At 66.0% G+C, this 13,128-nt stretch carries 10 protein-coding genes; 4 read left to right on the top strand and 6 right to left on the bottom strand.

All coding sequences use genetic code 11. The annotated features are described in order from the left end of the window. The 4 genes from ACZYZF_RS28255 to prpD form a co-directional block, all read right to left on the bottom strand. The coding region (locus tag ACZYZF_RS28255; RefSeq protein ID WP_463837450.1) for an ATP-binding protein at positions 1-1,388 on the bottom strand (1,388 nt) is incomplete at its 3' end. Continuing rightward, entirely contained in the window at positions 1,385-2,521 is a 1,137-nt protein-coding gene (locus ACZYZF_RS28250; RefSeq protein ID WP_463837448.1) for a bifunctional 2-methylcitrate synthase/citrate synthase, read from the bottom strand. The genes ACZYZF_RS28250 and ACZYZF_RS28255, both read right to left, overlap by 4 nt. Further along, entirely contained in the window at positions 2,518-3,435 is a 918-nt protein-coding gene (gene prpB / locus ACZYZF_RS28245; protein ID WP_463747248.1) for a methylisocitrate lyase, read from the bottom strand. The genes ACZYZF_RS28250 and prpB overlap by 4 nt, the downstream gene beginning before the upstream one ends. Beyond that, positions 3,432-4,937, bottom strand: a complete 1,506-nt coding sequence (gene prpD / locus ACZYZF_RS28240) for a 2-methylcitrate dehydratase PrpD (protein WP_463747249.1) — start codon at positions 4,935-4,937, stop codon at positions 3,432-3,434. The genes prpB and prpD overlap by 4 nt, the downstream gene beginning before the upstream one ends. 120 nt (positions 4,938-5,057) lie before the next feature. Here prpD and ACZYZF_RS28235 point away from each other — a divergent pair, with 120 nt between their 5' ends. Together ACZYZF_RS28235 and ACZYZF_RS28230 are read left to right on the top strand one after the other, a co-directional pair. Next, complete coding sequence (locus ACZYZF_RS28235; protein ID WP_463837446.1) at positions 5,058-6,464, top strand: short-chain fatty acyl-CoA regulator family protein; 1,407 nt, start codon at positions 5,058-5,060, stop codon at positions 6,462-6,464. Positions 6,465-6,539: 75 nt separating this feature from the next. After that, entirely contained in the window at positions 6,540-7,247 is a 708-nt protein-coding gene (locus ACZYZF_RS28230) for a DUF2275 domain-containing protein (protein ID WP_463747251.1), read from the top strand. A gap of 5 nt (positions 7,248-7,252) precedes the next feature. On the opposite strand, the gene ACZYZF_RS28225 is transcribed toward ACZYZF_RS28230, so the two are convergent. Beyond that, the gene (locus ACZYZF_RS28225) at positions 7,253-7,891 is read right to left on the bottom strand and encodes a DUF5134 domain-containing protein (RefSeq protein ID WP_463747252.1); all 639 of its coding nucleotides are present in this window, start codon (positions 7,889-7,891) and stop codon (positions 7,253-7,255) included. Positions 7,892-8,052: 161 nt separating this feature from the next. Between ACZYZF_RS28225 and ACZYZF_RS28220 the strand changes: the two genes are divergently transcribed. After that, positions 8,053-10,008 (top strand): cytochrome c oxidase assembly protein, encoded by a 1,956-nt coding sequence (locus tag ACZYZF_RS28220; RefSeq protein ID WP_463747253.1) that lies wholly within the window; start codon positions 8,053-8,055, stop codon positions 10,006-10,008. A 288-nt stretch (positions 10,009-10,296) separates the two neighbouring features. After that, positions 10,297-10,776: a hypothetical protein gene (locus ACZYZF_RS28215; protein ID WP_463747254.1), complete on the top strand. Its 480-nt coding sequence runs from the start codon at positions 10,297-10,299 to the stop codon at positions 10,774-10,776. Here the strand turns inward: ACZYZF_RS28215 and ACZYZF_RS28210 are convergent. After that, on the bottom strand, positions 10,746-13,034 hold the full coding sequence (locus ACZYZF_RS28210; RefSeq protein ID WP_463747255.1) for a heavy metal translocating P-type ATPase: 2,289 nt from the start codon (positions 13,032-13,034) through the stop codon (positions 10,746-10,748). The two genes, ACZYZF_RS28215 and ACZYZF_RS28210, sit on opposite strands and share 31 nt — an antisense overlap. Positions 13,035-13,128: the final 94 nt, after the last annotated feature.

Genomic DNA, 13,128 nt, shown 5'->3' with positions numbered 1-13,128 from the left:
ATCTTGGTACCGCGATCGGCCGGCGTGTGCGCGGTCAGAAGCTGCGGACGGTCGTCGATGAACGAGGTGGTGACCCGACCAGCGGCGAAATCGACGTCCTCCAACACGGCCTGCAGGAACGGAATGTTCGTCGATACGCCGCGAATGCGGAACTCTGCCAAGGCGCGACGTGCGCGCCGCACGGCCACACCGAAGTCCCGGCCCCGGCAGGTGAGCTTCACCAACATGGAGTCGAAATGCGCCGAGATCTCAGCACCGACATTGGTGCCGCCGTCCAGACGTACACCAGCTCCCCCGGGCGAGCGATAGCCGGCGATCCGCCCGGTGTCCGGCCGAAAGCCGTTTGCCGGGTCCTCGGTGGTGATCCGGCATTGCATAGCAAACCCGCGCACCGTCAACTCGTCCTGAGCCAAACCCAATTCCGAAAGCGTTTCGCCACCGGCGATTCGCAGCTGACTCGCCACCAGGTCGACATCGGTGATCTCTTCGGTCACCGTGTGCTCCACCTGGATGCGCGGGTTCATCTCGATGAACACGTGGCGCCCGCGCGCGTCGAGCAGGAACTCCACGGTGCCGGCGCACGAGTAGCCGATCTCACGGGCGAACGCCACCGCATCGGTGCAGATCCGTTCCCGTAGAGCAGGATCCAGGTTCGGCGCCGGCGCCAGCTCGATCACCTTCTGATGCCGCCGCTGCACACTGCAATCCCGCTCGAACAGGTGCATCACATTGCCCTGCGCATCGGCCAGGATCTGCACCTCGATATGGCGCGGATCGAGCACAGCCTGCTCGAGGAATACCGTCGGATCCCCGAACGCTGACTCGGCTTCCCGTGACGCGGCTTCGATGGCCTCGGGCAGCACCTGCGGCTCGGCGACCCGCCGCATGCCACGCCCACCGCCACCGGCAACCGCCTTGACGAACAACGGAAATTCCATGCCGCTCGCCGCTGCAACCAGTTCGTCCACCGAAGCAGACGGCTCCGACGACGCCAAGACCGGTAGACCCGCGGCCCGAGCTGCCGCAATCGCGCGCGCCTTGTTGCCCGTCAACTCCAGAACCCGTGACGGCGGACCGACAAAAGTTATCCCGGCCTCCGCGCAGGCGGCCGCCAGTTCCGGGTTCTCCGACAAGAACCCGTAGCCCGGATACACCGCGTCCGCGCCCGAATACTTTGCCACGCGGACGATCTCGTCCACCGACAGGTACGCCCGTACCGGATGGCCGATCTCGCCGATCTGATACGACTCGTCGGCCTTCAGCCGATGCAATGAATTGCGATCCTCATACGGATACACCGCCACCGTCGCGATGCCCATCTCGTAGGCAGCGCGAAACGCACGGATCGCGATCTCGCCACGATTGGCGACCAGAACCTTGGAGATCACGAGAGCGCGCGCTGCGGCTGTCCGCTGTAGTCACTGAGCGGCCGGATCAAGGCGTTCGACGCGGCCTGCTCCATGATGTGGGCAGTCCAGCCGGTGATCCGACTCATCACGAAAAGCGGCGTGAAGCTTGGGATGTCGAAGCCCATCAGGTAATAGGCCGGCCCGGTTGGGAAGTCCAGGTTCGGCTTGATCTTGGTGGCCGCGAACATCGCGCTCTCCAGCACGCTGTAGATGTCCAGCCACCGCTGGCCATCGCGCACCGCCGCAATGTGCTGCAGCGCGGCCTTCATGGTGGGCACCCGGGAGTCACCGTTCTTGTACACCCGATGCCCGAATCCCATCACCTTGTCTTTGCGGGACAGCTTGCCGTGCAGCCACTCCGCAGCGCGGTCGGCCGAGCCGATCTCGAGCATGTCGTGCATCACCGCCTCGTTGGCACCACCGTGCAGCGACCCCTTCAAGGCGCCGATGGCAGCCGTCACCGCGCTGTAGATGTCCGATTGGGTCGAGGTGACGACCCGTGCCGCGAACGTGGACGCGTTGAAGCTGTGCTCGGCGTAGAGAACCATCGACTGCTCGAAAGCGTTGACGATCGCCGGGTCCGGCACGTCGCCGAAGCACATGTTGAGGAAGTTCTCCGAGTAGCCCATGTGGCTGTGCGGGGCAATCGGTTCCAGCCCGCGACGCCTGCGCATATCGGCCGCGACGATGGTGGGCAGAACCGCGAACATCCGCAGCGACTTGGCGAAGTTGGCCGAGGGGCTGCTGTCGTCCTCTTCCGGGTCCTCGGCACCCAGGTAGCTGATCGCGGTACGTACCACATCCATCGGATGGCAGTTGTCCGGCAGCTTGGCCAACAGTGACTGCATCGAGCGGTCGATGCGGCGCGAGGCGCGCTCCCGCTGGGTGAACAATGCCAGTTCCTGATCGCTGGGCAGTTCGCCGTGCCACAGCAGGTAGGCCACCTGCTCGAAGCTGCAGTGGGCGGCAAGGTCCTGCACCGGGTACCCGCGGTAGGTCAGCGTGTTCGTCTCGGGCACCACCTTGGAGATGGCGGTGGTGTCGACCACCACCCCCGCCAGGCCCTTGTGGATCTTCGGCGTGTCGGCGGCGCCGTTCGCGGTAATAGTCACTGCGTCGCCCCTTGCAGCGAGAAGTTGTAGATATCGGAGTCGAACTGGTTGTAGTCGGTGTAACGCAGCAACTCGTAGAGCCGGCTGCGATGTTGCATCTGATCCACAAGGCCGGATTGTGTTCCTGCCGAGGAAATCTCGCGGAGCCCGACCTCGACCGCGTGCATGGCCAACCGCAGGGTGGTGACCGGGTAGATCACGATGTTGTAGCCGATCTCGGACAACTGCCCCGCAGTGAGTAGCTCGGATTTGCCGAACTCGGTCATGTTCGCCAACAGGGGCACATCGACCGCCTCACGGAACTGCTCGAAATCTGCCGGGGTGTGCAGTGCCTCGGTGAAGATCAGGTCCGCACCGGCGTCGGCGTAGGCCTTGGCCCGGTCGATGGCCGCGGAGATTCCTTCGATACCCGCGGCGTCGGTACGGGCACAGATGATGAAGTTCGGATCTCTGCGCGCCGCGACGGCCGCCCGCAGACGCTTGACCATCTCCGAGGTCTCGACCACGGCCTTACCGTCGAGATGGCCGCACCGCTTGGGGTTCACCTGGTCTTCGAGGTGAAGACCGGCCACGCCGGCATCCTCGAGTAGCGTCACGGTGCGGGCCGCACTCATCGGCTCCCCGAACCCGGTGTCGGCGTCGATGAAGGTCGGAAGTTCGGTGGCCGAGGCGATCTGGGCGCCTCGACTCGCCACTTCGGTCAGCGTGGTCAAGCCGATGTCCGGCAGGCCCAGGTCGGCGGACAGCACCGCACCGGATACATAGACGCCGTCGAAGCCGATCTCGGCGACGAGCTTGGCGACCAGTGGTGAGAACGCGCCGGGAAAGCGCAGGAGACGACCAGACTCCAACCCGCGGCGGAACTTTTGGCGCTTCTCCGAGGCCGGTGTGGCCGAGCCGAGCAACCCGCTCATCGGAAAATCCCCGAGGGGACCGTCGGCGCCTTGTCCAACACCCGCGGATCGACCCGGACATTGAGCGCACCGAGCCCACCCGACTTGGTCGCCGAGACGTTCTCCACGGCAGACAGGAACCGTTGCTGTTCTTCGGCTTCCACGACACCTTCGGCCAGCTCGGCGAACTTGGCGACATATTGCGCACGCTCGAAGGGACGCGCTCCGAGCGGATGAGCGTCGGCGACCGCGAGCTCGTCGACGATGGTCTCACCGCTCTTGAGGGTGATGACGGCCTTGGCGCCGAATGCTTTTTGGGCCGGGTCGTTCGAGTGGTAGCGCCGCGTCCACTCCGGGTCTTCGACAGTGGAGATCTTGCGCCACAGCTCGACGGTGTCGGGCCGGTGCGCCCGCTCCGGCGCGTAAGACGTTTCGTGGTGCCATGTTCCGTCCTGCAGCGCGACGGCGAAGATGTACATCACCGAGTGATCGAGCGTTTCGCGGGAAGCGTCGGGATCGAACTTCTGCGGATCATTGGATCCGGTACCGATCACGACGTGGGTGTGGTGGCTGGTGTGCAGCACGATGGTGGCGATCTGGTCCAGGTCACCGATTCGCCCCCGCATCCGGCGGGCCAGGTCGATCGGCGCCTGACTCTGGTACTCCGCCGAGTGTTCCTTGGTGTAGGTGTCCAGGATGGCGCGCTTGGGCTCTCCCGGTGCCGGCAGCGGCACCTGGTAGGTGTGGTCCGGGCCCGACAGCAGCCAGGCGATCACCCCGTCCTCGCCTTCCCAGATCGGGGCGGGCGATCCCTCACCGCGCATCGCACGGTCGACGGCCTCGATGGCCACCTTGCCTGCCCATGCCGGGGCGTAGGCCTTCCAGCTCGAGATCAGCCCCTTCCGCGATTGGCGGGTGGCGGTGGTCAGGTGCAGGGCCTGACCGATTGCGGCGTAGATGGTTTCGGGGTCCAGCCGCAGCATGGTGCCCAAACCGGCGGCCACCGACGGTCCCAGGTGGGCAACGTGGTCGATCTTGTGCTCGTGCAGGCAGATTCCCTTGACCAGGTCGACCTGTACCTCGTAGGCGGTGGCGATACCGCGGATCAGGTCGGCACCGTTCACCCCGAGCTGCTGGGCCACGGCGACCAGTGCGGGGATGTTGTCACCCGGATGGGAGTACTCGGCGGCCAGGAAGGTGTCGTGGAAGTCCAGTTCGCGGACGGCGACGCCGTTGGCCCACGCCGCCCATTCGGGTGAGACCGCGCCGTCGACGCCGAACACTCCTGCGCCCCTCGGTGTCTTGTGCGCGAGCGCCTGGGCACGGGCCACCGTCACCGGCCGGCGAATCACCGACGCGGCCGACACGGCGGCGTTGTCGATGATCCGGTTGATCACCATCGCCTCGGTCTCGGGCGGTACCGGTACCGGGTCGGCGGCGATCTCGGCGATCTTCCAGGCCAAGTGTTCGCTACGCGGGAAGTCCTCGGCGCTGCGCCGTGTTCTGACGTCATGTTCAAGCATGATCCGCACGGTACGCAGATGCGACCACCGGGGAAACCACCTGTAAATGCGTATTTTTGTGTCCTTTGAACCCCACTTTTGCGAATGTTGTGAAACCCGATCGAGGTAGCCTCGTCAGCGGTGACCAAGACATTCGCCGGCGCCCGTCTGCGACGGCTACGCGACGAGAGAGGCCTGACGCAGGTCGCGCTCGCGCGCGCCCTGGGACTGTCGACCAGCTACGTCAACCAGCTGGAGAACGATCAGCGCCCGATCACGGTCCCGGTGTTGTTGGCCCTGTCCGACCGCTTCGATCTGCCGACTCACTACTTCGCCCCCGATGCCGACGCGCGGCTGGTATCGGACTTGCGCGAAATCCTGACGGACAGCGCCACCACCGCGCAGATCGAGGAGCTTGTCGCACGGATGCCCGAGGTCGGTCAGACCATGGTGAACATGCATCGCCGTCTGCACGATGCCACCGCCGAACTGGAGGCCGTGCACGGTCGGGCCAACCTGGATGCGCAGGCGGGCGCGCAGCAGCCCATGCCTTTCGAGGAGGTGCGCGACTTCTTCTACGACCGACGAAACTACATCGACGCGCTCGACCGCGCCGCCGAGGAGCTGTTCGCCCGTCACCGCCTCCAGATTGGCGGGCTCGACCGGCAACTGGCCGACTTGCTGGCAGGCGAGTTCGGCATCTCCGTCGTAGTAGACGACGGAGATGTGTTGGGTTCCAGCGTGAAACGCCGGTACCAGCCCGAAGCCGGCACGCTCCACGTGGCGCGATGGTTGCTGCCCGGCCAGCGCGCATTCCAACTCGCCACCCAGATCGCTTTGTTACTGCACTCTGAACTGATCAACTCCATCGTGTCCACCGATGACCAATTGAGCTCGGAAGCAAGGGATGTCGCACGGATCGGGCTGGCCAATTATTTCGCCGGCGCCCTGCTGCTCCCCTACCGGATGTTTCTGTCCGCCGCCGAGGAGTTGCGCTACGACATCGACCAACTTGCCCGGCGTTTCGAGATGGGATTCGAGACGATCTGCCATCGGCTGTCCACTCTGCAGCGGCCGGACGCCCGCGGCGTCCCGTTCATCTTCGTCCGTACCGACAGCGCAGGAAACATTTCGAAGCGTCAGTCCGCCACGGCCTTTCACTTTTCCCGGGTGGGCGGAAACTGTCCGCTATGGGTGGTGCATCAGGCGTTCTCCCGTCCCGGCGAGTTCCTGACCCAGGTCGCTCAGATGCCTGACGGCCGGAGCTATTTCTGGATCGCGAGAACCTCCGCGTCGGCACCGAGCCGGTACCTGGGTACCCCCAAGAGTTTCGCCATCGGGCTCGGCTGCGATCTGAGCCATGCCGACAAGCTCGTCTATTCGGTGGGCATCGATCTGGCCGATCCCGAAGCCACAGTGCCCATCGGAGCGGGTTGCCGGATATGCGACCGACCGGCCTGCCCACAGCGGGCATTCCCATATATGGGGCGGCCGGTCCATGTCGACCCACAGACCAGCAGCAATCTGCCCTACTCCCCGACCACGTAGGGGTCGACGCAGCCGCGTTGCGCGCGGAGCCGAGCGGGTGTGCAATCCCCGAGGTCAATGCGGGAGAATGGTCCGGTGGACTGCGTTGTGGCACGTGAGGCGCTTTCGGCACGCCTCGATGGGGAGCGTGAGCCGGTCCCCTCTGCACGCGTAGACGAGCATCTCAGCGATTGCCCGGAGTGCGCCACCTGGTACGAGCGGGCCGGAGTTCAAGCCCTGCAATTACGCGATCTGGCCAACACCGGGCTGATCGGCGCCGTGGGCGGACACCCTCACCGCGGGGCGGGCGCCGTGAGCGGGCTGTGGCAACGGCTGAGCCCCCACCTGCGGACCATCGCGATCGTCGTCATCGGGGTAGCCCAAGTGGGTTTGGCGATCGTTCAAGCGGCAGGCATCAATTTCGGGATGGTCGGCGCACATCACGGCTCGGCCAGCGGGGCTCATTTGCTCAACGAGTCCACGGCGTGGTCGGCGGCGCTGGGGATCGCGACGGTTGCCATGGCGTTCCGCCGGCGCATCGCGCCCGGTCTGGCCTGCGTGCTCGTGATCTACTGCGGATTCCTGACCTATTACGTGGTGTCGGATGCGCTGGCGGGGCAGGTGACACCGGTGCGCGTCCTGAGTCATGTTCCCGTGGCGTTGGCTGCCGTCGTCTCGATGTGGGCTTCGCGCACCACGCGTCCGCACGACCCGTCGCCCAGGGCACACGGTGCGGATGACGAATCGGGCCCGGCCGAGCCGAACCGTCGTCATCTCCGCGCAGCCGATGACCCAGCCGCCTGAGCGGCTTACAACATCACGCCGAACATGATCGCCATCCCTGCGGCCATCATCGCCCGGCACAACGTTCCGAAATGCGAGGACGCCGGAGTTTCGGACCGCTGGCGGCCCGCGAAGTAGCGGTACAGCCACACGGCGGCGGCGATCACGAAACCGATTGTCAACAACCAGTTGATCGCAGGGATCCAGAGCGGCGGCTGCACCGAGACATGTTCCACGGCCATCGCCGTGCCGCCATGGTGCCCGGCCGGATGCATCGCAGACATGTCGTGGCTGCCCTCGCCGACCGTTTCGGTATGGCGCCCAATCACATTGCCGTCCATGACGGCATACATCCAGGCCATCGCCAGCATCATCGCGGCGTGATAACCGTCGACCAGGTGGTCATGTTTCGTCCCGGACCTCACCGATCCGGCCACGAACCAGACCGCCGCGGCGACGAAGAAGAACATCGGCCCCTGCGTCGGCAGCTCGGCCCCACGCGGCCAGGCCATCACCACCATTGCGATGGCCATCGCCAAGTGGAGCAGCCGGCTCACCGCAGCGCTCGGACGGCCACGAGAACCCGCCAACGCGTAGGTGCACTCGAACGCACTCAGGGCGAACAAACCCGTCACCACCCAGCGGAGTGCAAGATCGGCGATCATTCCGGGTCCTGTCTACCAAGAGTGTCGGGGTGCGGTCATCCTCTGTTGGTCGCAGATGCGTGCGCCAAAGTTCCCGCACCCGTCAGCACTACGACACGTTGTCGTAGAATCGCATGGCCGCGACGTTTCGTTCGTTTCCGCGGCGGAAGGCCGGTTCGACTATGGCGCGTGTGCGCATGTCCGCTGCGGCCGGGGTGTGGCGGGAACGCCTGACACTGCTCGGCATCGTCGCAGGTTGCACTGTGGTGCTGTTCATGTGCGCCTCGCAGCTGGGTGCACAGCGGCTGGACGCGGCGGGGATCGCCGATCCGGGAACCGTCACCAGCGCAGCTCGCTTGCTCGGACACTGGGCCGGCATCCTGGCGGGCGCGGTGTGCGTCGGGGCTCTCGTCTGGATTGTGACGACGGCGACACCTCGCGACGACGGGCGAATCGACGCGGCGTCCTTTTCAGCGCATCTGCTCGTCGAACGCATCGCCATCGTCTGGGCCTGCTGCGCCGCGGCGATGGTCGTCGTCTCGGCGTCGGCCGACGCGGGTATTCCCGTCGGCCGCCTCGTCTCCGGTCCCGGCCTCGGCAGCACCATCGCCGCCTCTGAGGCCGCTCGCGGGTGGTGCGTAGCGACGTTGTGTGCGCTGGCACTGGCCGTCGGCGTCCGTTTCACTCTCCGCTGGGTCGGGCATTGCGTGGCCCTCCTGCCGGCGTTGGTCGGAGTGGTCGCAGTGCCTGTGACCGGCAATGCCGGGCAGGGGCCGGACCATGACATCGCCACCAGCGCGGTGATCGTCTTCTCGGTGGCCGTCGCGGTTTGGGCCGGAACGAAAATCGTGTCCGCCGGATTGCCGGACGTCGTGTTTCGACGCCGGGTCCAGGTGCTACAGCTGGCATGTGGGTCAGTAGCCATCATCTACGGCGCCCTCCTCGCCACGCTGATGTTGGGCGGGTTGCCGATCCTGGGATCGGCCTACGGGCGGGCCGTGGTGGTCGCGGGGGTGCTGCTGGCACTGGTCTGGGTTGGCGACGGGGTGCTGCTGGTGACGCGCGGTGCCCGGTCGCGGCTGCTCAATACTGTGTCCGCGGCCGCGATGGTCATCGTCACCGCCGCGGTGGCGCTCGCCGCGAGCAGTGTCCCGCCACGATTCACGGTCCACGAATTCTCAACGTGGGACGTCTTTTTGGGCTACCAGCTCGATTCACCGCCGAATGTGGTCAGCCTGATGACGGCGTGGCGGTTCGACCCGCTGATCGGAACGGCAGCCATCGTGCTCGCACTCGGCTATCTCCTCGCCGCGACACTGCTGCGGCGACGTGGCGACCACTGGCCGGTGGGACGCACGATCGCCTGGTCACTGGGTTGCGCGGCCCTGTTGATCACCACGAGTTCGGGTGTGCGTGCCTACGGATCGGCGATGTTCAGCGTGCACATGGGTGAACACATGGCCCTGAACATGTTCGTACCGGTACTGCTGGTACTCGGCGCACCCGTCACCCTCGCTCTACGGGTCCTGCCCGCCGCACCGAAAGGCGGGGCACCGGGGCCCCGCGAGTGGCTGGTGTGGCTCGTGCATGCACCGGTGACACGGTTCGTGTCGCACCCGGTGACGGCGTTCATACTGTTCGTCGGCTCTCTGTACCTCGTCTACTTCACGCCGCTTTTCGACACCTTGATCCGGTATCACTGGGGCCACGAGTTCATGAGCGTGCATTTCCTGCTGACCGGCTACCTGTACTACTGGGGAATCATCGGCATCGACCCGGGACCGCGGCGCCTCCCCTTCCTGGGGCGTCTCGGGCTCCTGTTCGCCGTGATGCCGTTCCACGCCTTCTTCGGCATCGCCACCATGACGATGACATCATCTCTGGGCGAGAGCTTCTACCGATCCGTCAATCTGCCTTGGTTGCAGAGCATCTCGGATGACCAACACCTGGGCGGCGCCATCGCGTGGGGTTCGAGCGAGCTGCCGGTGATCATCGTGGTGATCGCCCTGGTGACCCAATGGGCCCGCCAGGACCGCCGAGCCGGAGAGCGGGAGGACCGCCACAGCGACCGCGGGTACGACGACGAACTCGACGCCTACAACGCGATGCTCAGCGAGCTCGCCCGTAACCGTCGGTGAAGCGCGTCCGGACCGATCCGACCCGGATTGCGGCGATGGCTGGGTTATTCGGCGGTGTCAGAACCGCACGTGCAGTTGCTCCCGCAGTTGCAGTTCTCGCACGTACAGTTCGGGTTGTCGCACTTCGTCGACTCGGCTGTTTCATTGCTGGTCATGCATGTGAGATTACGCCCAAGGGTTGCTGATCAGGCCGCAACGGAACTAATCCCGCTGTGTTCCCGACCAATCAGTGGACACCCCAACGGTCGATGTCAGGCGGTCAAATACATTGATGAGCGAGGTATCTCGGTGACTTCGAGGCAGATCACCGGCACTGTCGAGACCGAACTGCGGGCTATTGAGCGCCGAGTGTTCGAAGACGTCTGGATCAGCACCACGCGCGCCCGTGCCCTGGCCGCACTTGCCGCAGTGCTGGCGGTGCTGGCCCTGACGCTGCGGGCGACCGGCGAAGCCGCTGCCGGCGTCACCCGCAACGGGCACTGGATATCTCTGGTCGCTGTTTCGCTGTTTGCTTTCGCGGCATCGGTATCGGCATTCGCTCTGCTGCGTCGCCGATTTCGATGGTGCTGTATGGCGATGTGTGCGTCAGCTCTGGCCACCGTGGACGGCGCCGGAGCGTTCTGGTGGCATCACACCGCACATACCGCTTCCTGGATTCCGGCGGCTCTGGGCACGCTCACCGTTGCGGCACTGACTGCCGGCTGGCTGGGCGTGTGCCTGGCGCCACTGGCCTCGTCTCAGCCGGATATGCGCGCGGCCGGCAACTGAGCATCACCGAACGTGTTCGGTTGGACCGTCCCGTAATTGCGTAACCGCAGGCTGTTCGACACGACCAGGAAAGATGACACCGCCATCGCCGCGCCGGCGATCAACGGATTCAGCAGGCCCGCCGCGGCGATCGGAATAGCCGCGATGTTGTATCCGAAGGCCCAGATCATGTTGACCCGGATGGTGCGCATTGTCGCCCGGGCCAGGCCCAACGCCTGCGGAACCGAATCGAGATTGTCACGGACCAGGATGATGTCGGCCGCGCCGATGGCCACATCGGTCCCCCGGCCGATGGCCAGGCCCAGGTCAGCACAAGCCAACGCGGGGCCGTCGTTGATCCCGTCGCCGACCATGGCCACCACCCGGCCCTGATCGCGCAGCTTCTCGATCGCGCCGACCTTGTCCTCCGGCAGTACCTCGGCGACCACATCGTCGATGCCGACCGCTGCGCCGATCGCGGCGGCGGTCGCGGCGTTGTCACCCGTCAACAGCATGGTCTTCATGCCCTCGGCATGAAGTTGCGCGATGGCACCGGCCGCCGACTCCTTGACGGCGTCGGCGACGCAGATGGCACCGCAGACCGTGTCGCCGGCGGCGACGAATACGACTGTCTGACCTTGTGACTCGCCCACTTTGCGGGCCGCGGCAAGATCGGCGGGAATCACCCGATCCCGGGACACCCAGGCCGGGCGGCCGACGACGACCGCCACACCGTCCACGGAACCCGCCACGCCGTGGCCGGCGAACGCTCGGAAGTCCTGCACCGCGGCGACCTCACGTTCCCCGATGGCGGTGACGATCGCATGGGCCACGGGGTGTTCGGATGCCGACTCGACCGCCGCCGCATGCCCGAGAACCTCGTCCTGGCTCCAGCCGTCGGCCGCGACGACGGTGATGACCTGCGGCTGTCCGGTGGTCAGGGTGCCCGTCTTGTCGAATACGACGGTGTCGACTGCGCGAATCGCCTCCAGGGCGCGGTGTCCCTTGAGGAAGATCCCGAGCTGAGCGCCTCGGCCGGAGGCCACCATCATCGCGGTCGGGGTCGCCAGTCCCAGTGCGCACGGGCACGCGATCACCAGGACGGCCAAGGCGGCCGATACCGCTCGGTTGACATCGCCATCGACCAACAGCCAACCGATCGCGGTGACTGCCGCGATCACCAGCACACACGGCACGAACACCGCGGCGATGCGGTCGGCCAGTCGCTGCGCGTCAGCCTTCTGCGCCTGCGCCTGCTCGACCAGGCGGACCATCCCGGCGAACCGGGTGTCGGGTCCCACCGCGGCAGCCTCGACGATCAGGCGGCCATCGAGCACCACGGTGCCGCCCACGACGCTCGAACCTTCGCGTGTCTGTAGCGGTTTCGACTCTCCGGTCATCGCGCTGACATCGACCGCGGCCGCCCCGCTCACCACAAGACCGTCGGCGGCGATGGCCTCACCGGGGCGAACGACGAAACGCTGGCCCTCCTTGAGCTCGTCGGCGGGCAGCACGAGTTCACTGCCATCCGCAAGCAGCACGGTCACCGACTTGGCGCCGAGCGCTGCGAGCGCCCTCAGCGCTCCCCCGGCGCGCGAGCGAGCCCGGGCCTCGAAGTAGCGGCCGGCAAGCACGAAAACCGTGACACCCGCGGCGACTTCGAGGTAAATCGCGTCGCTTCCGAGCAGTGCCTGCCAGATGCCCGCAGCGTGATAGGTCTGGTGGTCGAAGAAGATCGTGTACATGGACCACACGGTGGCGGCCGTGACGCCGATGGAGATCAACGTCTCCATGGTGGAGGTTCCGTGCCGGGCGTTGCGAAGCGCGCTGCGGTGGAACGGCCATGCCGCCCACGTCACGATCGGCGCCGCCAACGCGGTGAGCACCCACTGCCACCCGGCGAATCTGGTGTCGGGCACCACCGCAAACATCACCGACAGATCGGCGAGGGGGATGAACAGCACGGCGGCGATCGCCAGCCGGCGGAGCAGGCTGCGGGCATGGTCGGCATCGGGGTCGACGTCGGTCGTGGAGCGCTCGGTCCGGGGGGCCGCTTGATAGCCGGCCCGCTCGATGACGGCACACAGCTGCTCGACTCCGACGTCCGCGGTGGCTTCGACGCTGGCGACGCGTGTGGCGAAGTTCACTGACGCCCGCACCCCGTCGACCTTGTTGAGTTTGTTCTCCACGCGGGCAGCGCAGGCCCCGCACGACATTCCGGTGACGTCGAGCGCAATGCGCTGAGTCGCCTCTTTGTCGGGGACAGTTGCTGTTGTCACCACTACTCCCAATTGCTCACTCACCACGTCGGTGGCCTACGTCAGCGACATACGTCACCAGATATCTAGTCGGTCCGGGCCGATGCCGAGTTCC

This window comes from Mycobacterium sp. IDUB_24, assembly GCF_055419385.1.
This window is presented reverse-complemented; position numbering and strand designations above follow the sequence as displayed.